The 24,100-nt window shown below is 46.9% G+C and carries 28 protein-coding genes; 9 read left to right on the top strand and 19 right to left on the bottom strand.

Features of this window, described 5'->3' with window-relative positions; genetic code table 11:
- Positions 1–31: 31 nt before the first annotated feature.
- The 4 genes from AC0VYQ_RS01785 to AC0VYQ_RS01770 form a co-directional block, all read right to left on the bottom strand.
- A complete protein-coding gene (locus tag AC0VYQ_RS01785; RefSeq protein ID WP_475404101.1) occupies positions 32–598 on the bottom strand; it encodes a DUF1788 domain-containing protein in 567 nt (188 codons plus the stop codon).
- 9 nt (positions 599–607) lie between these two features.
- Positions 608–1,204 (bottom strand): DUF1819 family protein, encoded by a 597-nt coding sequence (locus tag AC0VYQ_RS01780; protein ID WP_475404100.1) that lies wholly within the window; start codon positions 1,202–1,204, stop codon positions 608–610.
- 566 nt (positions 1,205–1,770) lie between these two features.
- On the bottom strand, positions 1,771–3,867 hold the full coding sequence (locus AC0VYQ_RS01775) for a GTPase (RefSeq protein WP_475404099.1): 2,097 nt from the start codon (positions 3,865–3,867) through the stop codon (positions 1,771–1,773).
- Between the two features lie 55 nt (positions 3,868–3,922).
- Entirely contained in the window at positions 3,923–4,519 is a 597-nt protein-coding gene (locus AC0VYQ_RS01770; RefSeq protein ID WP_214855529.1) for a helix-turn-helix domain-containing protein, read from the bottom strand.
- 416 nt (positions 4,520–4,935) lie between these two features.
- Between AC0VYQ_RS01770 and AC0VYQ_RS01765 the strand changes: the two genes are divergently transcribed.
- Entirely contained in the window at positions 4,936–5,211 is a 276-nt protein-coding gene (locus AC0VYQ_RS01765) for a hypothetical protein (RefSeq protein WP_475404098.1), read from the top strand.
- A gap of 163 nt (positions 5,212–5,374) precedes the next feature.
- Here the strand turns inward: AC0VYQ_RS01765 and AC0VYQ_RS01760 are convergent, their stop codons facing one another.
- From AC0VYQ_RS01760 to AC0VYQ_RS01750, 3 genes are all read right to left on the bottom strand, one after another.
- Entirely contained in the window at positions 5,375–5,803 is a 429-nt protein-coding gene (locus AC0VYQ_RS01760; protein WP_475404097.1) for a hypothetical protein, read from the bottom strand.
- A 93-nt stretch (positions 5,804–5,896) separates the two neighbouring features.
- A complete protein-coding gene (locus AC0VYQ_RS01755; protein ID WP_475404096.1) occupies positions 5,897–8,221 on the bottom strand; it encodes a DEAD/DEAH box helicase family protein in 2,325 nt (774 codons plus the stop codon).
- Positions 8,218–8,541, bottom strand: coding sequence for a nucleoside triphosphate pyrophosphohydrolase (locus AC0VYQ_RS01750; protein WP_475404095.1), 324 nt, complete (start codon positions 8,539–8,541; stop codon positions 8,218–8,220). The genes AC0VYQ_RS01755 and AC0VYQ_RS01750 overlap by 4 nt, the downstream gene beginning before the upstream one ends.
- A 111-nt stretch (positions 8,542–8,652) precedes the next feature.
- Here AC0VYQ_RS01750 and AC0VYQ_RS01745 point away from each other — a divergent pair, with 111 nt between their 5' ends.
- Positions 8,653–9,042 carry a RidA family protein gene (locus AC0VYQ_RS01745; RefSeq protein ID WP_214770368.1) on the top strand — a complete coding sequence of 130 codons (390 nt, stop codon included), beginning with the start codon at positions 8,653–8,655 and terminating at the stop codon, positions 9,040–9,042.
- 35 nt (positions 9,043–9,077) lie between these two features.
- On the opposite strand, the gene AC0VYQ_RS01740 is transcribed toward AC0VYQ_RS01745, so the two are convergent.
- The 3 genes from AC0VYQ_RS01740 to AC0VYQ_RS01730 are packed head-to-tail and all read right to left on the bottom strand — an operon-like array spanning position 9,078 to position 10,114.
- Positions 9,078–9,344, bottom strand: a complete 267-nt coding sequence (locus tag AC0VYQ_RS01740; protein ID WP_475404094.1) for a hypothetical protein — start codon at positions 9,342–9,344, stop codon at positions 9,078–9,080.
- Between the two features lie 15 nt (positions 9,345–9,359).
- Positions 9,360–9,743 (bottom strand): hypothetical protein, encoded by a 384-nt coding sequence (locus tag AC0VYQ_RS01735; protein WP_475404093.1) that lies wholly within the window; start codon positions 9,741–9,743, stop codon positions 9,360–9,362.
- On the bottom strand, positions 9,740–10,114 hold the full coding sequence (locus tag AC0VYQ_RS01730) for a hypothetical protein (RefSeq protein WP_475404092.1): 375 nt from the start codon (positions 10,112–10,114) through the stop codon (positions 9,740–9,742). The genes AC0VYQ_RS01735 and AC0VYQ_RS01730 overlap by 4 nt, the downstream gene beginning before the upstream one ends.
- Before the next feature lie 146 nt (positions 10,115–10,260).
- Between AC0VYQ_RS01730 and AC0VYQ_RS01725 the strand changes: the two genes are divergently transcribed.
- The 3 genes from AC0VYQ_RS01725 (at position 10,261) to AC0VYQ_RS01715 (ending at position 12,684) form a co-directional block, all read left to right on the top strand.
- Entirely contained in the window at positions 10,261–10,974 is a 714-nt protein-coding gene (locus AC0VYQ_RS01725) for a Type 1 glutamine amidotransferase-like domain-containing protein (RefSeq protein WP_475404091.1), read from the top strand.
- Positions 10,917–11,327, top strand: coding sequence for an NUDIX hydrolase (locus AC0VYQ_RS01720; protein WP_475404090.1), 411 nt, complete (start codon positions 10,917–10,919; stop codon positions 11,325–11,327). Before AC0VYQ_RS01725 ends, AC0VYQ_RS01720 begins: the two co-directional genes overlap by 58 nt.
- Before the next feature lie 253 nt (positions 11,328–11,580).
- Positions 11,581–12,684, top strand: coding sequence for a DNA/RNA non-specific endonuclease (locus AC0VYQ_RS01715; protein ID WP_475404089.1), 1,104 nt, complete (start codon positions 11,581–11,583; stop codon positions 12,682–12,684).
- A gap of 38 nt (positions 12,685–12,722) precedes the next feature.
- Here AC0VYQ_RS01715 and AC0VYQ_RS01710 read toward each other — a convergent pair whose 3' ends face one another.
- On the bottom strand, positions 12,723–13,814 hold the full coding sequence (locus AC0VYQ_RS01710) for a GGDEF domain-containing protein (RefSeq protein WP_475404088.1): 1,092 nt from the start codon (positions 13,812–13,814) through the stop codon (positions 12,723–12,725).
- Between the two features lie 166 nt (positions 13,815–13,980).
- Here AC0VYQ_RS01710 and AC0VYQ_RS01705 point away from each other — a divergent pair, with 166 nt between their 5' ends.
- On the top strand, positions 13,981–14,160 hold the full coding sequence (locus tag AC0VYQ_RS01705) for a hypothetical protein (protein ID WP_239456898.1): 180 nt from the start codon (positions 13,981–13,983) through the stop codon (positions 14,158–14,160).
- A gap of 66 nt (positions 14,161–14,226) precedes the next feature.
- Here AC0VYQ_RS01705 and AC0VYQ_RS01700 read toward each other — a convergent pair whose 3' ends face one another.
- A complete protein-coding gene (locus AC0VYQ_RS01700) occupies positions 14,227–14,754 on the bottom strand; it encodes an NUMOD4 domain-containing protein (protein WP_475404087.1) in 528 nt (175 codons plus the stop codon).
- Positions 14,755–14,891: 137 nt separating this feature from the next.
- Here AC0VYQ_RS01700 and AC0VYQ_RS01695 point away from each other — a divergent pair, with 137 nt between their 5' ends.
- Positions 14,892–15,479 (top strand): DEAD/DEAH box helicase family protein, encoded by a 588-nt coding sequence (locus tag AC0VYQ_RS01695; protein ID WP_475404086.1) that lies wholly within the window; start codon positions 14,892–14,894, stop codon positions 15,477–15,479.
- 9 nt (positions 15,480–15,488) lie between these two features.
- Complete coding sequence (locus AC0VYQ_RS01690) at positions 15,489–15,794, top strand: hypothetical protein (protein ID WP_475404085.1); 306 nt, start codon at positions 15,489–15,491, stop codon at positions 15,792–15,794.
- 51 nt (positions 15,795–15,845) lie between these two features.
- On the opposite strand, the gene AC0VYQ_RS01685 is transcribed toward AC0VYQ_RS01690, so the two are convergent.
- The 7 genes from AC0VYQ_RS01685 to AC0VYQ_RS01655 form a co-directional block, all read right to left on the bottom strand.
- On the bottom strand, positions 15,846–16,175 hold the full coding sequence (locus tag AC0VYQ_RS01685) for a hypothetical protein (RefSeq protein ID WP_475404084.1): 330 nt from the start codon (positions 16,173–16,175) through the stop codon (positions 15,846–15,848).
- Between the two features lie 2 nt (positions 16,176–16,177).
- On the bottom strand, positions 16,178–17,221 hold the full coding sequence (locus AC0VYQ_RS01680; protein WP_475404083.1) for a DNA alkylation repair protein: 1,044 nt from the start codon (positions 17,219–17,221) through the stop codon (positions 16,178–16,180).
- On the bottom strand, positions 17,208–18,266 hold the full coding sequence (locus AC0VYQ_RS01675; protein WP_475404082.1) for a bifunctional transcriptional activator/DNA repair enzyme AdaA: 1,059 nt from the start codon (positions 18,264–18,266) through the stop codon (positions 17,208–17,210). The genes AC0VYQ_RS01680 and AC0VYQ_RS01675 overlap by 14 nt, the downstream gene beginning before the upstream one ends.
- Before the next feature lie 172 nt (positions 18,267–18,438).
- Positions 18,439–18,690, bottom strand: a complete 252-nt coding sequence (locus tag AC0VYQ_RS01670; RefSeq protein WP_475404081.1) for a hypothetical protein — start codon at positions 18,688–18,690, stop codon at positions 18,439–18,441.
- Between the two features lie 250 nt (positions 18,691–18,940).
- A complete protein-coding gene (locus AC0VYQ_RS01665) occupies positions 18,941–20,311 on the bottom strand; it encodes a copper amine oxidase (RefSeq protein ID WP_475404080.1) in 1,371 nt (456 codons plus the stop codon).
- 125 nt (positions 20,312–20,436) lie between these two features.
- A complete protein-coding gene (locus AC0VYQ_RS01660) occupies positions 20,437–20,889 on the bottom strand; it encodes a hypothetical protein (protein ID WP_088836136.1) in 453 nt (150 codons plus the stop codon).
- A complete protein-coding gene (locus AC0VYQ_RS01655) occupies positions 20,886–22,259 on the bottom strand; it encodes a PepSY-associated TM helix domain-containing protein (protein ID WP_475404079.1) in 1,374 nt (457 codons plus the stop codon). Before AC0VYQ_RS01655 ends, AC0VYQ_RS01660 begins: the two co-directional genes overlap by 4 nt.
- Before the next feature lie 321 nt (positions 22,260–22,580).
- Here AC0VYQ_RS01655 and AC0VYQ_RS01650 point away from each other — a divergent pair, with 321 nt between their 5' ends.
- Positions 22,581–23,957: a copper amine oxidase gene (locus AC0VYQ_RS01650; protein ID WP_475404078.1), complete on the top strand. Its 1,377-nt coding sequence runs from the start codon at positions 22,581–22,583 to the stop codon at positions 23,955–23,957.
- Positions 23,958–24,100 lie beyond the last annotated feature (143 nt).

Below are 24,100 nucleotides of genomic sequence, written 5' to 3'. Positions count from 1 at the left end.
TATCTAAAATTAAATCAAATGCCGTATTTTTTTAGTCAACTAAGCGAAATGCTCTATAGTAATTATCGTCTTTGAACTTACTGAATAATTGCAATGATTGACCATCGTATGTTCCAGGGAAAAACATTACTACGGGCGTCTTATCCAATACTTCTTGAAGGTTATTTAAAATATTGTGTGAACGTACAAATGGATAAACCTTCCCGATGCCAGTAAGAAATACAACATTGTAATCGTCCAGCTGTTCCTTGATCTTCTGTACAAATACTTCCGGTTTGGCAAAGGCGGTCATAGCTCTAAATAAGGCATCTTTTCCTTGACGTTCTTCCATATCAAAGACGCGATCAAAGATACGCTTTTCTTTTGTAATCTCGATAAGCATTTTGTACAAATCGAATTCAATGATTCTTCTATCAGTTCCCTCATAATTGAACTCTTTTTTTATGTGTTTTACATAATCTCTAACAATAAGTTCATCCTTTGGTTCATAATCAAAAACATAAAAACTAATTTCATTCCCTAAGCCGCGCCCATCAATAAATTTTTCTTCTTTGATTTTTGGAATGATACTATCTAGTCTTGCATTTAAATTAGCCATACTTTCTCCTCATTCACCCATCGCTCGTACATATCGAACATCGCCTATACGGTTAAGGTATTCTTTGATTTGTTCGTCGATGATGATGTGTCCTAGTTCTTTGCTTTGTCGACTTTTGAGAAATCCACTTTCGAAAAGGACCTGCATAAACGCTCGCTTTAACTTTTCGATATTAATATCGCTCCAACTCGATATTTTTTCACTCTGCTCTAACTTTGCTTCGAAAAAGAGATTGATATCCTTCTTCTCAATCAAATAATCATTATTGTGTAACTTTTCACTAATTACTTCATCCATAAATTCAAAAAAAAGAAGATCGGTCTTCATAATTGCATATAAATTAACTACCTTACTCATTTCAATAGAACCTTCTACCATAAGAATTGCTAGATCCGAGTCAATTACATGAGCTCTTTTCATCACTGATGGTAATGTGCGCTTGATTCTCCCTTTATTTTCAAACTGAAATAAATTTTCATCCACTACTTTGTGTCGAATTTCTTCAATAGACAAACCTTTTTGTTTCAATTTAACTACTTGTTTCAGTTCAAACAGTAAGTACGACGCCCCGTTCATACTTGAAGAATACTCTAGTTCTATTGTCATATAATCAAACCTCTCAAACAAGACTTCATACTTGTTTATTTCCAAAATCAGATTTTACCCTACTGTTTTTTCCTTTTCATTACTTAACTATTTCTATAATCATTTCTCTCTTAATTTGATCCAAATGGTTTTGTATACAATATTCCCTAGTTTATTTCATTAATATACGCACACATTTCATCTATCTTATTTTTTATTTTAGTCTTACTTTATTTATTAGACAATGCAGATAAACAACAGTATTTTAGCTATAACATATATTTTAAACTTAGTAAATTAGTAATATCTACCTTGGAATAAGAAGCGTAATTTTTCTGAAAAAAGAAAAAGAGCTCTCAATTTGGAGCTCTTTTTCTTTTATGAATGGTATATTTATCGCACTTAGAGACTTAATTATTTTCATCGAATGGCTCACAAGAACGTACAAGTAACTTTACTCAGACGTAATATTTATACATAATCATTTTCTATGTTTTGCATGACACACTATAAGAACGAACAGTATATAAAACCATCTTATCTTATTTTATGAATTATCAACTCATGATATACCTTTTTATTTTTAATCAAAGAGCAAGTTCGACTTGCTTTAAAAGTTTTTGATAAGTCTTTAACTCTTCAATTAAACGTTCAATCGAGTCTACATTTTTATTTTTGATATCTGAGTGTAACTGTGCCACGTGTTCTTCCCACTTATGCCCCAGCTCATTCGCTGCCGTATCGAATCCTACTTTTGTTTCGTTCCAATAACGATCAATTTCCTGAGCATATTGTTCTTCAACACTTTCTTTTTCAAATGCCTGTATGATGCTTTTCGCTAGTTTTTCTTCCCAACCTGTTGCTGAAAGGAAAGCAATAGTCGATACACCAACAAGAACTGCCATTCCGATACCAAGTGTCACTGGACCACCAATTGCTGCAACACCTGACATAATTCCGCTCATTCCACCCAAAACACCAATATTAAAGCCTGTACCTGCTAATAATCCTGCACCTTTTGCTACAAGGATGTAGCCACCTAGATTTCCCATTCCTGCTGCGTAAGCTGCCATTCCACCTAACGCAGCCGCTCCAGCAGCTCCACCAAGAAAAACATTTTTTACATCAAAGGCTAATCTCATCTCATTCTTCTGAGGGAATGATTTTTTGATATCCGTTTCGAAGTCTTCTAGATAATCTTGTACACCTTCTACGAAAGTCTCTGTCCGGTCTAATAAAAGTATATTCAACTGACGTTGTAATTCATTCGACAAATAAGTAACAAGCTGTTCTTTTCCCTGATTGTCTTTTTTGAACGCGTTCTCTTTAATTACCTTTTCGATTACCTCTTTGTTCATTACATTCTGATAAACGTCCTCAAATTGAAGTTTACTTTCTCTACTTAACGTTTTAATCATTTGATTGACGTCTACACGTTTCTTCAATTGACGCTCATTTCGCAACGGTTCTTCCCGTTCAATTCTGTGTAATTCATCTTGAAGTATCTCACGCTTTGATAACAGAAGTTCTTGATTGATTAGTTCTTGTTCAGTCAAATCATATTGATCTTCCAGTAATTTTGAAACCATCTGAATCGATTGATACTTCATTCTTTCTGGTAAGTCGGCTAACAATGCCTGTAACTCATTTTCAAACTTCTTTTGTAACTGCTCATCATTTGTTGTGTAAGCATAAAAACGCTGACGTAATGCTGCTTTCGAGTGTACTCTACCCGATAACTCACTTCTATTTTTCCAATCACTTTCTGGTACAGAGTGATAGAATCGGTCTGTTCCAGCATCTAAAATTCTTTCAAGCTTTTCTTGCTCTCCAATGATATGTGCTTGAGAAGCAAGAACGAATAAATTAGCGAATGCTTTTGCTTCATCATTTTCAACATCTGCTGATGAAAGAGAGTCAAGTGTGTTCTTCAAGAAATTAATATCAGTTCCACGCATGAATGCATTAGATACAGACATGTAGACAATGACATCTGCAAGTCTCTGTGAGTGATGCGCAAACTGATCATCTGATTGACGGTCACCCGTACCGAATCCGGGAACATCTATAATATCGCAACTCTTTAAAATCGGACTGTCTAAATAAACAATCGCTGCCTGAATATTCCGTGTCAAAATTTCATTTGGTTGACGGATTGCATATTCTTTTAATAGATTCTCTCCACCCTTAGCAATCATATGTCTCTGAACATACTCTTCCTCATCCAGGCGGCTGACATCGAATCCATTTTCATCTCCACCGAAGATCAGAATTTCTTCTTCGAGGAAATGTGGCCGATCTTCAATATGTTTAATGTAGATGTTGACTGATGTAGTAGGTGACCAGTCTGAAGGAATTTTTTCTGTCTCTAATAATGTATTGATCAGGTGGCTTTTTCCTACATCCGACATACCTACAATCGCTAACTTCGGTTTAACCAAGGATTTTCGGACTAGATTTTCTAATGTATCTATGCGACTTTCTATTTCTACACTCCACTTTGAAGTCTGTTTTGCTTTTTCAATGAGGTGCAGTAAGCGATTTCGTAATTGTTCAGATGAATTTGATTGGTTTTCTTTATTCGCTACTACATCTTTTAACGTGTTTACTCCAGCACTTGTTGCATTAGTTACTAACTTTGTCATTTGTTGAAGTCGATCTGTGATTTTTTTTGAATCAAACATCCCTATCACCTCTTAAATTTTTTATTCTCACGTTAGATGGATTTCACATCAATCATTACCACATATCGTAGTCTGGATCTTCTCCTTTTTCGATTTCCTCCCCAAACTCAAGAACACTTAATTCATTTAAATTGAATATCGCTAACATCCGTTTGTGATCATCTTGTAGTTTTTTTTCCGCGGTCTCCTTAATTAGTTTAGCCTTATCAAGATCCCACTTAATTTCACCACCATACTTTTTCAAAATAGCAGTAGCTCCTTCAGCAATATTCCCTTTCGGAAGAGATGTCCAAATTGTTCCGATGTTTGGTATCAACTTGCTTAAGGCCATTGTCGTCACACGCTTCAATCCACTGATGGTCGTTCCGGAGCTAGAAGCTATATTTTTCAAAAAAATACCCATATCTTTTTCTCGTTCGTACTCATCCGGATTAATACATTCTGTTTCCTTTAGACGTTTTAAGATTTCATACGAAACAGAACTAAAAAATGCATATCCTAAAGCCTTTGTCATTTTGGTTGGATCTTGCTCGATTTTTACAATAGTAGGCCTACTTACTCCCATCATCTTTGCTAACTCTTCTTGTGTAATCCCTAGTATCTGACGAATTTCCGCCATCTGATTTCCAATTGATAATAAATAGTTGTTCAATTTCATCACCTCTAATAATTATTATAACTCCAAGTAAAAATAAGTACAAAAAAAATAATAAAAAACATTTTGTAAAAATATTGACACTAAGTAAATTTAGTTATATATTGTTAACAAGAAGTCGTCACATATTTTACGAAAGGAGGTAAAATTTTATGAATCCTAATTTTGCTAAACTTTTAAAATCAATAGTTAGTATCGTCTCAACAAGTCTTATCTACATTATCAATAAAAAATTCAATGGTCCGACACATTAAAAAATGATGGAGGTAAAATCATGCAAAACAAATTAATCAAGCAGGCTTTATTGGCAGCAGTCCCATTAGTCGTTTCAACAATCAATCAGCTGATTGATCGTCATACCAAATAATTAAAAATGAAATTCAAATCCACTAACTATAAAGGAGCGATTTATTATGTTAAGTAAAAAAAATGAGCTTGTAGGAAAAACTACAGAGTTCCTCATGAAACAAGTACCATCACTCGTCAAAATGATTCACGATCACCTAATTTCAGAAGAAGATTTTAAAAACCAACCAGTCAAAAGCAAGTTAGCGTATCAATTAACAGAAACTACAGTTAAGCATTTTCTTCCGAGTTCTTTGAAGACAGAGAGTAAGGCTATGACTGATTTACTTATGAAGGTACGATTCAATAAAAAAACGACGAGCGATGGGTCTACTAACATTTAATAGTTCGTTCCTACAAAAATAACGATACATCTGTTCGGTCTTCTTACCCGTTCAGATGTATCGTTATTTCCGTGTATACTTATACTACTTTTAATTTATCGTTCTCATAACTACAAAAAGACTATTTCCACAGAAGTGATATTAATCTTAATCACATTTAGATTTATACATGTTCTACAGTTTTAACGACTTCCCCACTCACATAAAACTTCTCATCATTTCCTCGAACCTTAATATGATCTTCCCAGATATAAAATCTCCATTTTTCATCTTTTGAATAATCCAAAATCATATCCGCTGTCATTAAACGTCTCAAATTTTTGAATTCTACAAAATACACTTTGTTACCTTCAATTCGAACGGCCATGATCGCCATATCTGCACCATCCAAAATTTCAACTTGCTTCGTCGACAAGTCAAACCAACCGTGCTCTTGATTGTGCAGTTTCGTTTCTGGTGTACATAAGACTACTGATTTGTCATTACACGTTGTTCCTTCATACATGATTTTCTTTTGTTTCATGATTGTAAGTACACAATCGTATCTTTCGCTGATCATTTTAACAACAGTTTCTTTTTCTGGTATCGACATTTATAAAACTCCCCGTCACGTCTCGTGAATTATTTTATTGAAAATCAAAAATACATATATTTCTATTTTATCACTCTTCATCAATTCATTAGTCTAACTTGAAAAATAATGTTCAATCCGAAACAGAACAATATCCGTTATCCACTTCGTTAATACTCTACTATCTGTCTTAAAGTCTTGTTGAATAAATAATGTTCTTTGATCTTTAGTTGTTTCAAACGGATATCCCATCTTTGGAAACGGCTGTTGTTTCAGCAATGCTACTGTTTTTGACTCATTGTATCCATTCTCAAAGACCTTCCCTTGCGCATCTTTCACTTCCCGATACTTCTCTGCATGCAAATACTCATAAAAAAATGGTGCGACTTCAGCTGCCGTAATCGGCTCCATCCAGCGTTCTTCTCCTCGCTCGAGCATCGCTAGCAAGACAATCATCTTATAACTCCGATTCATCTGTGTCTTCTCGACCTGTTCGATCAGTTCCCGATTTGCGTCGTACGCCTCGACTTCTTCTTGAGACAATTCCTGATTCTCCTTCAAAAAACCAACGTAAGACCCCCACTCCTGTTTATAACCTTGCGGAACTGCCGCGTATTCCCCGATTTCAACATACGATGGTCGACGACCGAGTTCGTATTTGATTTGCTCGTATTGCTCAATCAGCCGTAACTTCCGCTGGCTTGGTTGCCGTAGTCGATGAATCAATTCCAGTGCCCGCGTATCAAACTCAATCACACAGCCGGACGGTGGCGTAATCGGTTCTGTCTCCCCTCGCTTGAATGATTCTTTCATTGCCCCAAGCAGTTTCAGTTTCGTCTCGACGTTACGATAGTTCCCAATCAAGTCAATGATGACGCAGTGTGATTTATCTTGTGCCAAACGCAGTCCGCGTCCGATTTGCTGCGTGTAGATGGCTACTGATTCCGTCGGACGACAGAACAAGAGTGTATCGACTTTCGGAATATCGACACCTTCATTGAATAAATCGACCGTAAAGAGTACTTCAATCTTGCCTTGCTCGAACGCTCGCATGTACTGCGCACGATTGGTCGTCTGTCCTGTCAGTGCAAACGCCGTCGTTCCTTTATCCCGGAAGACTTGCGCCAAGTATTCCGCCTGCTTGATCGACGAACAAAAACCGATTGTCTTCGTTTGACGATGTTTCTCCCACGAATGATAAATATTATTCGCGACTTCACGATCAAGTTGACGGTTCTCGAGTTGCGTCGCATCATACGTTCGACCAAACCGCCGAATCTGGGAATAATCAATCGTGTCATGAATGCCGTAGTAATGAAACGGTGTCAAAAACCCTTCAGCAATCGCTGCCGTGAAGTGCATCTGGAAAGCGACGTTATGATGACAGATCGCATAGACATCTGCTCCGTCCATCCGGTCTGGTGTCGCTGTCAGACCGAGCAGGAAACGGGGCGTGAAATGATCAATAATTTTTCGGTAACTCGTCGCTGCCGCATGATGGAACTCGTCGACGATGATGAGATCGAACTGGTCGGGTGTAAACCGCTCCAAGTGACGCTTTTGCGCCAACGTCTGGACGGACGCGAAGACGATCTCCGTCGTCTCTGTGACGGTCCGGTCACTTCCGATGTAGAAGCCGGTCTGCCACGCCGGATTGACTTTTTTAAACGAACGCTCTGCCTGCAGCAACAGTTCTTTTTGATGCGCCAGGAACAGGACCCGGGTAAAGTCTCCCGCAAAGAATGCACTAAGGTAAGTCTTCCCTAAGCCTGTCGCGAGCACCGTCAACGCACGTGTCCGTCCTTCCTCCATCGTTTCCCGTAACGCGTGTAGCGCTTCTTCCTGCACCCGATGAGGGAGGATTTCCGGAGCAACGACGACGGTCCCTTCGTCATATTCGACTTCCGGTTCCGCAACATATTGACGCGCCGCATACGCTTGACGATAGGCTTCTAAGACGACCGGATTGAGTTCTTCTGCCGACTCACTAAGGTAAAGATCCATGAAAGCATCAATCGCATCATCGAGTATCTGGGGTGCAACGGCTTGCGGCAAATGGACGTTCCATTCAATGCCGGAGCGAAGCGCACTGTTCGAGATGTTCGACGAACCGACAATCGATAAGCCGGTCTCCGCGTTTCGAAACAGATACGCCTTTGGATGAAAGGAGCGTCCGCCTGACCGATAAAAGCGGACCGATAACCCGTCAAGCGCAATCAACTGCGCAAGTGCTTCTGGATCGGTGATATGTAGATAGTCGCCAATCAACAGACGAATCTCGGCGCCCCGTTGCAAAGCGCGCCGAAACGCCGAGACGAGTAAAGCGACGCCTGACTTTTGGGCAAACGCTGCGACGATATAGACTTCCTCCGCCTGGTCAATGGCTTTGACGAGTGAGTCATATAAATGGTGTGTCGTCAGCTTCGCTTCCGGGATCAATCTTCTACCTCGACAAGATAAAGCCGTTCTTCAAAACCGCCGCGCTTTCGCTGTTTCGCCTGTCGGACGGCTTCCAGTTCTTCGACTGTCGTTCCATGCGTCTTCGCTAATGCATGAATCAGTTCGAGCAGGTCAGCCAGCTCCTCGACTGCATCCGCGTCCGTCACCGCAGCTTCATATTCCGCGACTTCCTCATGGAGCTTTCGTTTTGCTTCCGCTAAAAACTCTTCCGGCTCAAGCGTACGGAACGTCGCCTGCTTTCCGGTTTTCGCAATGATGGTTGGAATTTCGTCTCGGACTAACTTATGATAAAGAGGCATTTTGCTTCACTCCTTGTATGTAATAGTAACATTGTCACAACTATCCTACAGTTGACCGTAAATCGCACGCCATATCCCTATTCACCATCCAAAATCATAGGAGGTTTTATCATGAACGCATTCAAAAAAATCAACACAGACCAGGCACCCGCTGCCATCGGTCCCTATTCGCAAGGTTTCATCGCCAACGGTACGTTCTATGCCTCCGGTCAGATTCCGATTGACCCGGCAACCGGTGAGCTCGTTGCCGGCGGGATTGCCGAACAGACGGAACAGGTCATGAAAAATGTCGATGCGATCTTAAAAGAAGCCGGCCTGACGCCGGACCGTGTCGTCAAGACGACGTGTTACTTAACGAGCATGGAGCACTTCGCAGCCTTCAATGAAGTTTATGCTGCGTACTTCGAACCGCATCACCATTTCCCGGCCCGCTCTTGTATTGCCGTCAAAGAGTTACCAAAAGGTGCTTTGGTTGAAGTAGAGATTTTAGGATTGGTTTAATAACTTCGAACACGTCACTTTTGGTGGCGTGTTTTTTACCTCCGTAATCCCCAACGGCCTGTACCTTTACCGGTCTCACTGAAAAACAAATCCTCTCCCCCTGCGAAAAGGTCACACTCACTGGCGTGAAGATAAATCAACTTTCGTATACGGCTTTCGAATCCATCATCGGTCGTAAAACGTGACAAATCTAAATCGTTTCGCTCTCGTACACGCTGGTAAAGCTCTGTCAACTCCATTTGGCGTTCTGTCCTCAAGATTTCGATGATGGCTTCTAATAATGATTCACTGCTTTCAGTCATCGGGGTCTCCTCCACTCATTCAGTTATCTGCTTTTTCATCCGTCGTTTCGCTTCCCGCGACATCGCGACGACCACCGCAATTAACTGCGGAATGAGCATCAACAGACTGACAAACAGAATCAGTTGTTCTGCTGTCAGCGGTTTAAAATACCCGTCCCAGCCGAAGTCGTTCCTCTGTCCCGCAAAATAAACCGAGACGAAATAAGACACGAGATTGCCGAAAACTACAAACAACAGATGACTAAAACGTTGTCCGACAAAGGCGAGTGCCGTAAACATGACCAGTAACAGCAAATAACCAAGTAACGTTCCCGTTTTGAAATCTTCCAATAATGCAAAATAAACGAACGGAACCGTGTACCCGATTAGGACGATCAGTCCGACCAGCCCTTTTTTCATCTCGTTTCCTCCCCGCTTTCTGTACATTGTCCATAGAGCCAGTCCCGCAGCACTTCCCACTCTTCTGGAAAGGCATTACTGCCGCGAGATGCCCCGTCTCCACCTGGACCACTCCAACTGATTTCCCAGTCCGTCCCGTCGAGAATCAGCCACTCCGTCTCATAAATCGGTTTCCAGTCGGCTACCTTTGCTTGCGTCAACCGTTGTTCAAGCACCGCTTGTTGCTTTAACGAGAGCCGCTTGATTTTAGGTTCTTCCCGCCCGTCCTCTTCGTATCGCAATTCCCCGGTCGCCCTAGTCCAGAAGAACGTTTGCCCTTGCCCCATCCCGGACTCCCGGTAGCGAAATCGATTTATCTGCTTTTGGTTCATATCCAGCTCTCCTCGCTGTACTTTCCCTGGTATTCCCATTGTAATTCATTTTCCGTTTTCTACCTATCACAAAAAATAAACAGGTACCCTTTGTCGTACATTTCTAATACGATAAAAGAATACTTTTTTTGAAGGAGGTCTTTCCCATGACCAATCAACATCTCTTCTTATTCGGCGGTGGACCGCCGTTCCCGCCAACACTCTGTGCCGCGTTTGCCGATTGTGTAGACGGACCCGGACCCGTCGCCTTACTTTATGTTCCGCGTCCCGGTTCGTCCTTCTCAAGTTACGCACCGGTTTATACGGATGCGTTAGCCGCCTGTGGGATAACCGACTTTTTCCACTTGCCGTTGTCGCCCCATCCGACCGACGGACAGCTTCAACAGTTGAGCAAAAGCACAGGCATCATCATCTCGGGTGGGGAAACGGAATGTTATCAGGATTACATCCTCAACACGCCAATCGGCGCCGTCATCCAAGAACGGTACCGCTCTGGTGTCCCGGTCGCTGGTTTTTCTGCCGGGGCATTACTCGCACCGGACGAGTGCCGGATTCCGGCAATCGATCAGCGGGACGGTCGGGACTTAGTCCTTGAAGGGCTCGGTCTCTTACCGGACGCCGTCCTCTCCGTCCATTACGATACTTGGGATGAAGTTGCGAATTTACAACGGGCCTTCACGTTGACTGAAAGTTTGTCCGGCTACGGTTTACCGGAACGGACAGGAATCTACCTCAAAAACAATCAACTCGTCCAACAGGAAGGTCCCCTGCCTGTTGTGCTCAAGCGAACGGAGGAACACACATGCCGACCATCGTCACCGCCGTCAAAGGCATCATCCGGTACGACAACCAAATGTTAATCGTCCAGCGCGCCGCTGCCGACTCAGGTGGCGGGACCTGGGAATGCCCGGGCGGGAAGATTGATTTCGGGGAACACCCGGAAGCGAGTCTGCTGCGCGAAATCCGGGAAGAGACCGGTTTGACGGTCACAGTCGACCGGATTGCGTATGCCTCAAGCTTTCTGACCCACCCGGACCGACAAGTCATCTTAGTCGTCTATTTCTGTACGGCGGAAACCGGTGCCGTCAGCTTATCGGACGAACACGACGCCTATCTTTGGGCTGACGAAGCAGACGTCCGGAAACAGATTGCACCGAACATCCTGGCTGAGTTTGAGCGGCACCAGATTTTCCCGCAACTCGTCTCAATCTGAGAACACGTCACGTGAAGTGGCGTGTTTTTTTATTGTCCTGCCCACCAGGACAGATTGTCTTTTGCCTGAAATGCAACTTCCTTGATTGCATCACGTCACGATATTGACGTCGTCATTCCTTAAGTAAATTTACATATTTGTTTAATTGCACCCAAATATATATTAAGATTGTTATATATTGAAAATCAGCTTAGCGCCAGCTTCAGGGATGTTGAGAAAACAGACGGGTGTGCTTAAGTGAAAGGAGTGCGGCTTGAAAAAACGAATGTACCTTGCATTACCGCTAGCGGCCCTGTTACTGACGGGATGTGCGAGCGACGAGGAGACGGTTTCTTCGACAGACACGAAGACAGAGGAACGTGCTCCAAAAGAAGAGACGCCGCAGACGAGCGACGTCAAAGAACCGACAGCGGACATCGTTAAAGAAGACGCGAAACAGGAGACGCCTCCTGCAGAGCCGGTTGCGAAAGAGACGACCGAAAAAAAATCAGACACGACAACGGATCAAAAAGAAACAGAAGACAAGCCCTCGGTCACGGCGTCCAGCAATGATCCGTTCGCCGGATACAAACAGATTCAAGTTGATGGCGGCGACCAGTCCGGAGACCGTCAGGCGAACGTCGTCGTCGATATCGGGTTCGGGGACCGTGAATACTGGGCATTTACGAACAAGCATGGACAACTCGTCAAAGTCATCGCCAAAAAAATCACCTTACAAAATGATGAAACGGAAGACGTGACGTCAGCCGGTCGCTACTATCATGATGAAGCGAAGGTTCCGGGTGTCGAACACCGTGATCTTGATGAAGGACATGTCATCGCCGATTCGCTTGGCGGTGTCTCGAACGCCTACAACATCACGCCGCAGGACAGCACGCTCAATCGCCACGGCGATCAAGCCTACATGGAAGATACTATCCGTAAAGCCGGTGGTGCGACGAATTTCGAAGCGATCATCCGCTATGAAACGACGAAAACGCAAATTCCTTCGAGTTATCAGTACACGTACACAATCAAAGGCAACGTCATCGTCGACAAGTTCGATAACGTCAACCCGGATGGTGTCAACGCGTCGCTCGGTCTGACCGAGAGTCCGGAAAGTAAACCGAAGGCTGAACCAAAGGCAGCGCCAAAAGCAACACCAAAAGCTGAACCGAAGGCGAAAACGCCTGCCGCTTCGACACCAAGCACGACGCCGGAAACAGGCGGTGACGTCTCAAGCGTCGATGCGAACGGAAACGGACAAGTCACGATCCAGGAAGCGAAGGATGCCGGTTTCAGCATGCCGATCCGGAGTGACCACTGGCTCTATCCGTACATGCGGGACAACGATAACGACGGCATGGTCGGTGAATGACAACACGAAAAAGGCAGGCTCCGCGGAGCTGCCTTTTTTTAATTATGTGTCATATCATAACCGACGACTTTGTTGCGCCCCGTCTGTTTTGCCTGATACAGCGCCTGATCGGCTTTTTGGACGACTTCGAACGCCGTCTTGGCTTGATCGGACGATGCGACACCCATCGAAAGCGTGACATGGAAAGCCGGATACGGTTTGAAGATGAAGTGTTGATCGGCGCACGCCGTCCGAATCCGTTCCCCGAGTCGCTCCGCTTCACGGTGCGAGATATCCGGCAGGACGACGACGAATTCCTCGCCGCCATAACGTGTGACGAGTCCCGTTTCCGGACAAAACGTCGTCAACAGATGACTGAGTTGCCGTAAGACGACATCCCCGCCATCATGTCCGTATTCGTCATTGACCGACTTGAAGAAGTCGATATCGACGATCAGAACCGAGAAGGCATACCCGTGTTTGTCATAGTCGGCTAACGTCTCATCGAGTTTCCGTCGATTGGCGAGATTCGTCAGACTGTCCGTCAAGGCAAGCTCCTGCTGGGCTTGGACGAACTGGAAATGTTTCCGTAATTCCTGCAGGAAACGAAACGTCACGTACCCGCCGAGGAGATTGAAGATGATGTAGACGAATGACATCTCAAGAAACCGAATGAACGTATCCGTCAACAAATACAGGGCCGGTAAGCTGTAGCCGATCCCGATGCTCAGTAGGACAAGGTAGTCTTTGAACGTCTGGGCAGCAAAGCGACGGTAAATACTTGCCGTGACGAGTAAAGCAAGACAAATCAGCGTCGCGAGAATCAAACCTTGGTAGACACCGGGTGGCGTGACGAGAAAACGGGCCCCGATGACGGCGACCGTCGTCAATGCGCCACTGACCCAGCCGCCGTAATAATACGCCGTGACGAGCGCGACGAGTCGTAAATCAATCTTCGCTCCATCGTAGGAGATACTGTTTAAGACGAGCAGTGCCCCGATCACGCTTGCAATCAATCCGACGGCAAGCCGGATCCGGATTGAGGAATGCGGTGAAATGCGTTTGATGTTGCGCATCGGTAAGAAAGCGAACAGCAGGGACGTAATCAAAAGGGAAAAGTTTAATAGAAACTGGTTGAACTGACTCAACATACCGACCGACACCCCTTCAAAAAATAGCTTTTTCTGTCTATATCTTCTTTATCGTCTTACCGAAACCCTTTTTCTAGCCGTTTCGCAGGTTTTCCATTTTCTTAAAGGGGAATCATTATGACAGATGCATCTGTTTAATTCGTAAAAGGGGGAACTACCTGTGGACATGAACGAAGAAAAACGAAAAAGTAAAATGCCTTTCTTCATCGGGCTCGTCATCGTCATCTTTTTAATCGTCGCCGCTGCGTTAATCATCTACGTCACGTCTGAACCGAAAGAGGAAACGCAACAGCTCCTCCAACTGACGGTGAGCCAAATCACGCCGTACTTACCACTTGCCGGCTAACGACACCTTACTTTTTTTCAACCAAAAGGGCAGACCGATTTTCTTCGGACTGCCCTTTCCTTTTGCCTACATGACATACCGCGCCTCTTTCTTATCGATGATATTGCGGACCCGGTTTTCAGTCACCCCGTACACGAGCGCAAGCTTTCGAATCGATGCTTCGCCCGCCCGGTAGCGCCGCCGGATCTCCCGAATCTGCCACGCCGACAATTCGACATGGTCCGTCAACAGCAGATCGAATTCAGCGAGCAAGGAAGCATAGGCTTGACTCGGCGAAGGCTTGACCGACAGATTATCGATGTGGTCGTTCAAGCGGTCAGCGTCTGCCCGCACGAGACGCTCCTGACAGGCGGTCGGGTCAAGAAACGCCCGTGCGACAAGTTCACCGACGTAAAACCGTTCACCGCGCCCATGCTGATACAACGTCACTTTCCGGTAACCCTCCTGATTGATGCGCGGGCGCAGGACGACACCCGTGCGCCGCTGCTTGACGCCACGGCTCGTCTCGACAATCCGGTCGAGCGAACGAACATTTCCCGACGTCGACACTTGATAACTCCCTTCATATCCTTGTACCATCTTCCAATGTTCCATATGAGCAATGACCTCCATTCGGTCCTAAAACGCCAACAGTTCTTACTCCCCTTATACTACAAAGCGAACAAACGTTCTAATTACAACGTGCTGAACGGGTGTGGTAATCTAACAAAAAAAGGAAACGGGGTCTTTCGATGAAATTTGTTTTGCTGCTCGGTCCTCAGGCCGTCGGAAAGATGACGATCGGTCAGGAACTCGAACGATTGACCGGGATGAAGTTATTCCATAACCATCAGACGATTGATTTGTTGTTGCCCTATTTTGATTTTTCAAAGCCCGCCCATCACAGACTGAAAGACTTAATCCGCCGGGAGATGTTCAAAGAGATGGCGGTCAGTGATCTTGAAGGTGTCCTCTTCACGTTCCTCTGCCTGTTCGGGGTCGAAGGCGGGGGGATTGAGTTCATCGACGAGACGGTCGCATTGTTTGAAGAGGCGGGTGCCGACGTCTATATCGTCGAACTCGAAGCCTCTGTCGCAACACGTCTCACGCGGAACAAGACGGAAAACCGCCTTGCCCATAAGTTTACGAAACGTGATCTCGCCGCTTCCGAAAACGACCTGCTCGAGACGGCACACGGCTACCGAACGTCCTCCTTGCCAGGCGAACTGCCGTACCCGAATTACTTGCGGCTCGATACGGAAGGACGCTCCGCCGTTGCAAGTGCCGAAGCGATCTGCGCCCATTTCGGTTGGTCTGATCTCCCCGTCAGTCAAAAATAGAGAGGAGAAATGCCACTTGACGTCACAACCGAAGGAATACCGCTCACTTATCCTGACGTTCATCCTCTTTTTTTAGTCAGTCTCCTGTTATTTTTCGGACTGAACGGACGGACGTTCCCGAACATGATTCTTTGGGTCCCGATCAGTCTATATTCGCTCGTCGGCGTCGGCTATGTGATGTCACTCCTGATCGCGCTCCGGTTGAAAAACACCGTCATCAAGATTTTCAGTTTGCTCGCCAATCTGATGTTGCTGCTCCCGCTCGTGATTTGGGTTTATCTCCTCCTGCTCGCGAACGGCATCTCGGAACCTTAAAAGAGGACAACGCGCGCCGCAATCCGCGGTAGGTGTTGTCCCCTTTTTCATTTAGTGCGTCAAGGCTAACAAAAATCCATCATCCGTTCTCTTAAATCCACTCTTCTCCCAGACAGCGGCTTCCCCGCCGCGACCCGTGACGGACGGTAACAACAGCGTCCGCGCTAAATAGGCCGTGATGACCGTCAAGGCTTCTTCAATGTAGCCGGCGGCGTCGGACGGATCGATTGCGTCATAGCTGAGTTGCTGACCGGCTAACTGCATTGTCGCAACCTGTTGGTGCTTGTCCCGCAGGTCCAATGTCCAAACACAGCCGTCTGTCGTATCCACTGCTTCGATGTGTAAGCGGGACGTCGTAAAGTCAGGATGGCGTCCGTTCATCTTCATTCCTCCCCTGTCACGTCAAACGTTGCCGTTGCGTAAGCTTGCCCATTAATCAAGATGGTCACACGATGCGTCCCCGAATAGTGGACGCGTGTCGTCAAGTTCCGAAACGATTGCCGTTTCGTAAACGTCTCCCGTCCAGTCACCTGTCGTTCACTAATCCGAAAGACCTTTTGACTCATTCCCCGCTTTTTGACATAGTCAATCGCATATTCAATGCGAAGGACTTGCGGTTCCGTCGTCGCGAGGCTAAACGTAAATGACAGCTCGCCCCCGATCGGCAGCGACGGTGTCACCGTCAAATCATCGACCGTGACCGTCCCCCGTGTCACGAGACCAAATGCCTGCAGGACGTTCGGGTGTCCTTGTTTCAGCAAGGTCCGCGAAGCATGACGTAACACCCAATCCGTCTGCGGATTGTTTCCGAGCTGATCAAGTCGTTCGATCACAAGTTCCGGATGGGTCTTCGTGATGTCATTCAAGTGATTGGCGACACTCTTGCGGACGTAAAGTGAGTCGTCGGTCAGCAACCGGTCGAGCAGCGGCAGGACGGGACGCGGATCGGCGATCAACGACGGGATCGCCTGTCCCCACGGCAGGCGTGGTCGTGTCCCTTCCGATGCCAGGCGCCGGACATGTTCATCGTCCGACGTGCTCCAGAGCAGTGCTTGTTGCAGGTACCGGTCTTGGTCGGTCAGTAAAAACCGCCGGACGGCGAACTCCGCCGTCGAATACGGCGTCAGCCGTTCGAGTGCCAGTAACGCCCGGTCCCAGTCGTCGCCGTAGAGCTCGATATAGTCGGGAAACACGATCCCGGCGAGTCCTGTGAAGTCCGGGGCAAGCCGTTCGAGTTCTGTCGCTGCCAAGTCAAATTCACGTGGCACATACGATCCAAGCGACGTCGAAATCCGGCGGACCCGTTGTTTGAAGGCGAGTTCGTCCCAGTCGACTCGTTTAATGTCCTGCTGCAGCCGCGGCGCATCCAGCGCCCGACTCAGGCGGTCGAGCCAGTCGTCCGAGAAGACATCTTTAATCAGTGCCATGTAAAATCAAGTCCTTTCGTCGCTCGGTTTCGAGTAACGTCGCTTTCCGGGCGAGCCCACCGGCATATCCGCCTAAGTCTCCATTTGTCCGAATGACGCGGTGACACGGAATGACGAGTGCCAGTTGATTGGCACCGTTCGCCCGGGCGACGGCCCGGACGGCAAGCGGATTACCGATCCGGATGGCAAGTTCTTGATAGGAAATCGTTTCCCCGGATGAAATGCGCTCCAACTCGGCCCAGACGCGACGCTGGAAGGGTGTCCCGTACAGTTTGCGCGGCGTCGCGAACTGGTTCAGTTTCCCGTCAAAATAGTCGGCCAGCTCCTGTTTGATTTGCTCAAAGATGACCGATTCACCCGGGACGATAACGGCACGTGCCGCAAGACGAAGCCGTTCGATTTCCCGTTCCAGTCCCCGGCGATCGACGAATTCAAGCAAGTGAAGGGCTGCGTCGTCCGCAATCGCAAGCATCGGACCGAGTGGCGTATCGAGCCATTTCGCCTGCAGGTAGGTCCCGTCCCAGCGTTTCGGTGTCTCCCCCATGATTTTGGCGAAGGCATCCCGAAAGCCGCTGCTCGATTCGTAGCCGCTTGCGAGCTGGGCCTCGATGACCGGTTTCCCGGTCCGGATTTCCTTCATCGCCAGTCCCATCCGACGGGAGCGGGCATACTCGACGAACGTCATCCCGAACCGTTTTTTGAATTGGCGGCGCGCCGTTGACGCATCAAGTCCAAGTTCCCGGAAATCGGCCTCCTTAAAACGTTTTTCCGGTGTCGCTTCGACAGCGGCAACAAGACGGCTGATGATGTCACTCGCACCGGGGTGCGACAACGGTTTACAGCGCAGGCACGGGCGATATGAAGCGAGTAAGGCTTCTTTCGCCGTCTTGTAAAATTCACAGTTCTCCTGTTTCGGTTTCCGGGCCGGACAGGACGGACGGCAAAAGATGCCCGTCGTCTTGACGCCGACGAAGAACCGTCCTTCATAGGTCGCATCCCGGCGGACGAGTGCCGCATAATACTCTTCTGTTTGATGGTCCTCCATACGATCGCCTCCTTCTTTTCTACAGTATACCGAGTTCTTCCGATGGGATGTCGCCGAAAATCAGGCATCGATGTGTTTGTTTTTGCGGCGTGCCTAATACCACCGCATATCCAATTCAAAAAAAATCCGCTTCTTCAGCCGCAGGTGGCTGAGAAACGGATCGTGCTTTCATTTAACGCTTTGGTTTACGTCGCAGGAGGAGGAACGTCACGAAGGCACTGAGCAATAGACTACTGACGATCCACGGTAAGATACGCGGGACGATACCTGGCTCGACTGCACGATCTTCGACCGGGATGACTTCGCTCGATGTCAATGGATCCTGCAACAGATGTTCAAATGCCGCCGCATGCAGTTCTGTTGTCATGAGAGCGATGAAGACGACGAAGACGAGTACTACTACCACGCCGCTGGTTCGTTTCATTGTTCCTCCTCCTTTCCTGATTTCTATTCTAGTGACCGTCCTCTAACAGAGATTCGTTTTCCGAAGAATGCGGGAGTAGGAACGAATCTTGAACCCTTCAAAATCACTGAGGCTGCAATCTAATGCGACTGACCTAAACGTCAGTCTTGACAGAGACAAAGGTGGCCGACGTTACATCCGCCACCCTCCTCTCGTCTAAAAGAACGCACGCGCTTCAGGCGACTTTTTTGAGTCATCTCCGTCAGACGGCTTATTGTTGTTCACGACGACCGCGGAGTGCAAAGAATCCGAGGATTGAAGCAGCAGCGATTCCGAACAGTGACCATAAGATACCGGCTGACGATTGAGTTTCAGCGGCTCCACCAAGACCTGTGTTCGGCATGCTTGCTGGCGTCCCTTGGAATTTATCCGGGAATTGATCGACGATTGCTGTCGCTGTTCCTTCACCGACTCCGTACATGTGACCGTAAGCTTCACGGATTGCCGGGTACGTTTTATCGTAGTCTTTTTCATTGTAGCTATTGAAGGCGAGTAACAATTGATCAACGTGCATCTTCAAGCCTTCTTCCAGGTCTTTTGACTTCAGGCGACCTTCCGTTGCTGCATCAAGGAAAGCCGCTTGTTCGACACGGTATTCGTCGAGCTCTTTGACGGCCATGTCACGTGCGTCTTCATCTTCCGCCCCCGTTGCTTTGACATAGTCGACGAAGTAGCCGATGTGGCTCGACCAGATTTTTTTGAATTCTTTCGCTGCATCACTACCGTAGACCGAGCCGATTGATGCTGTCAGGTCGTCCGTGTTTTCACTGAGTGCACCGGCTGCGGCATCAAAGTCTTTTGCTCCTTCAATCCCTTTTTGCATCGCAAGTATTGCGAGTGCCGCGTGTTCCGAGAAGTTGTGGTTCAGACCAGCACGTAAATCGGCTGCGGGTGTATCGACTTTCGTATTTTCAAATTTATCCGGGTATTGATCGACGATTGCACCGGATAATCCTTCCCCGACCATGTACATATGCTCGATTGCTTTTCGCAAATTGCTGTACGTGGCGTCATAATCACCTGCAACGTAACTGTCGAACGACGTCAAGAGTTGGGTGACGTGGACTTTTAAGCCACCTTCGAGATCAGCTGCTTTCAATCGTCCTTCTGTCGCTTTATCCAAAAAGGCTGCTTGTTCGACGCGGTACGAATCGAGGTCATCGAGCGCTTTTTGTTTTGCTTCCTCATCTTTCGCTCCTGTTGCTTTGACGTAATCGACGAAGTAACCGATGTGACTTTTCCAAATTTCTTTAAAGGCTTCTCCGCCTTCATCCCCGTAAACTGATCCGACGGCTGCCGAGAGATCATCCGCATTTTGATTCAGTGCACCTGCTGCTTGATCAAAATCATCCGCCCCATCAATCCCTTTTTGCATTGCAACGACTGCGAGGTAGGCATGTTCCGATAAAAGCTGATCGAGTGTCGCCCGGAGGTCGGACGCTGGTGAAGAAACATCGAGAGACATGTTTCCGGAGCTGGCCATCTTGCTGTGATCTTCATGACCATGGGCACTGACGCCAGCTGCCGGAATCAACAATGCGGCACTGAGTGGAACTGCGAGAAACGACTTTTTCATTTTCATCTTGTAAACACCCCTTTATTTTTTTGGACTACACATAGATAACGTAAGAAGTTCACAAATAGTTTTGATTTTTAATATTTTTTCCAAAAAAATAAAGACTTCGGCAGCGAAGTCCTTATTTCCCATTAATGATGTCCATGATGATCCGTCTGTTCCCCTGCCGGTACGGCCTGTTTCAATAAGCTCTGTGCCGCCTCGAGCTCTTTTTCTGACACATCCCCCACTTGAACGAGTGCTTTTGGTGTGTAGACATGCGAACCGACATGGACCATACCATTGACGAGATAGACACCGGCTTTTTTAAAGGGAATACTGCTGACATAATGTCCCTGTTTCTGTTCTGCCATATACGTTTCTGTCTCGTCACTTCCTACTGGCGTAACTTGAACATGCACCTGATCGATGGCTTGTGGGTTCTCAATTTCAAGCGCGACCGTCGTGTTCGTGTCTGCTGCGATTTTCTCCGGTGCGTAAAGTCCGACTTTCATCGCAGGCGCAGCCGCTTTTGTCTCGAACTGACAGCCGGCCAGTAACACCATACTACTGGCGAATAAACCTGTTAATACGAATCGTTTCATGCTGCCGCCTCCTTATTTCCTTTACGTCGACGCGTGAAAATCAAGAAATCGAGTACGAGAATCGTCATGACCGACAGTGCCGCGAGTGGCATCGTCAAACTGATCACTACAATCAAGCCGGCAACGATTTTTTGCACGCGTTGATCACTCGCCCGTTTTGGTGGCGCTAGTTTTCCCGCACCATTTCGGCGTTTCCACCATAGAACAAATGAGCTGACGACGATGAAGATTAATCCTAGACACAGTGATAATCCGACGAGTTGATTCAAGAAACCAAACAACCGTCCTTCATGAAACCCAATCCCAAGCGTAATGCCCTTCGCGAGGAGTCCGTAGTCTGCATAAGAGACATTGGATAAGACCGTTCCCGAATATTGATCGAGATTAATCGTCGCTTCTTTGGTCGGCGCACTTTGAAGAGAGGATAACGTATAGACCCCTGTCTCCCCTTGTGGAAGTGTAATTTGATACGGGCGTCCCATCCCTAACTGTTTCGCTTCAGCCGCGACTTCTGTCACAGACAGTGTCAACGGTCGCGCTGGTCCCGAACTCGGAACGACGTCGTTTTGTGTCGCCCAAGGAATATCCGTCGCAATGTCCTTCGTGACGATTTTTGACGCCATACTTTCATCCGGTCCGTACGCAAACTGTGGATAGTTCGAATTGGCTTTCGTCGCAATCGTATTGATCCACTGACCTGCGACACCCGACCATGCGAGTCCGGAACCGATGATCACGAGTAATCCGATCGTTGACCAGACGGCAACTGAACCATGAAGCCCCTTCCAAAAATTACGTGATCCGTTTTTCTGTCTGAAGGACGGAAAAAATACACGCTTGAAGCTCCCGGTTTTCCCTCGTGGCCAAAAGAGATACGTTCCTGTCACCAATAAAATAATTGCCCAGCTCGCTGCAAGTTCGACGAGAAGATTTCCGGCTTTCCCAGCAAACAATTCCCCATGAATTGTTTTAATAAAGCCGAGTGGCCCTGCCCCGAGCCGTTTCCCCGTCACTTCACCCGTGTATGGATCAACATAGACATATCCCGACTCCTCTTTGAACGTCACGCCAATCCGTGTTGTCCGGTCTGCCTCTGCAAACTGGCCAATTGAAGTGACACTTACTTCCGGATACTTAGTTGTCACAGCCTGCATTTGATTTTCGAGCGGCAAACGTTGCCCTGTCTCTTCTGTGAAGATCATGTCACGGTACAACATGTCCTCCAGTTGCGGTTTAAATAAGTAAATCGATCCTGTGACGGCAAGTATGATAAAAATCGGTGCAAAAATAATGCCTGCATAAAAATGCCACCGCCACATCGATTGGTACCAGCTCTGCCGCACGCGCGAAGCTTGATCCCGTTCTTTCATGATCATATCCCCCGTTCTTTCCTATATATGTCCCACATGTGAACACGCCTTTAATTATAAGCGGTTACATCAAGCCAACTTTTAACACACTATGGCGAATTCTTGCCAATCCGGTGTTGTTTCTGCGTAGTCCCTATGAAGAAAATGCACACATACTGGAGTCTTTTTTCATAGATTCCGCAAATGACTTAAAAAAGATTTCACTTTTTTTGCTTTTTTTAAATCCAAACGAAATCCGGGTGCGTATGCTGTTCAGAACGATGAGGAAACGAATTACCAGATTGGTTAAAATAAAACCCAAATTTGAAAGGATGATTACAAATGAAACACACTAAAAAATTCGCAGCATCAGCAATGGCAGCAGCACTCGTATTACCAGGAACGGCAGCGTTCGCATCAGGCGGCGCATCGGACGATACGATGATGCATGAGGACAAAGCAAAAAACGTCACGGTCAAAACGAAAGCAGCAGATCTTCGTGCGACACTCGACCAATTACTTTCTGAGCACTTCGTGCTTGCTGTCATGGACATGAAAAAACAATATGACGGTTCAAAAGATGCTGAGTATTATGAAGCAGCACTCAAACAGAACGCACTCGACATGACACCGGCAATCGCTTCAGTCTATGGCGACGAAGGCGCGAAACAATTCGAAAAAATCTTCGTCGACCACAACAAATACACAACGGACCTCGTCAAAGCCGTCAAAGCGGATGACCAGGAAGGCATCAACGCTTCGAAAGCCGAGACAGAAGAATTCGTCCAGGATCTCTCGACATTCCTCGACGCTGCGACAGAAGGCGAACTTCCGAAGGAAGCAGCTGAAGAAGTCCTTCGTGCTCACGAAGCGGACGTCTATAAAACATTCCAAGAGTATGCAGCAGGCGACTACGAAGGATCGTACAACACGTTCCGTGAAGGATACAGCCGCATGTATGACATCTCGAAAGCACTCTCAGTCGCCATCACAACACAGATGCCTGAGAAATTCGATAACTCGAAAGCTGATACGAAAGCCGCTGACCTCCGGTCAACACTCAACAGCCTTGCTGCTGAACACGTCGCTCTTGCGAACCTCAGCATGACGGCAGGCGTCGATCAAGCGAAAGACTACGATGCTGCAAACTGGGCGGAAGATATGCACACAGCTGACTTCAAAGCCGCAATCAAATCGATCTACGGTCAAGCCGGTGCGGATCAGTTCGAGCAAGTCTGGACGAAAAACCACATCGAAGCACAAGCGAACCTTGTCACAGCAGCCATCAACGATGATAAAAAAATGATGGGTGACGCACAAGACATGCTCAAAATGTTCACGAACGACTTCGGTGCGTTCCTCGGAGCAGCAACGGAAGAAAACCTTCCGACGAAAGCAGCAACTGAAGCGGTCGCTGGCCATGAAACATATGTCCAAGACACGTTCATGCAGTACACGGAAGGCGACTACAAAGGATCAGTCGACACGTTCCGCGAGTCATATGCTTACATGTACGGTGTCGGTGAAAACCTCGGTAACGCGATCGTCATGCAATCTCCTGAGAAATTCATGGACGGTACACCAGGTTCAATGCCGAACACAGGTAACGGCGGCATGAGCGACACAAGCAACAACGCAACAACAGGTGCACTTGCACTCTTCGGTCTTGCACTCGGTGCAGCTGGAATCGTCGTGGCACGCAAACGTCAAAACGCGTAAGTTCACTTAATCAACTTTATTCAAACGAAAGACACGTTCCGCCTCGGCGAACGTGTCTTTCGGCGTTTAGACAAACGCTTATGAAGAGTGAACATGCGATATCGAGATGCAATTCGTTCGAGCTGCCCTGTCTCGCCTCGTAT

The organism is Exiguobacterium sp. QJM3NY_9 (assembly GCF_056173545.1).
This window is presented reverse-complemented; position numbering and strand designations above follow the sequence as displayed.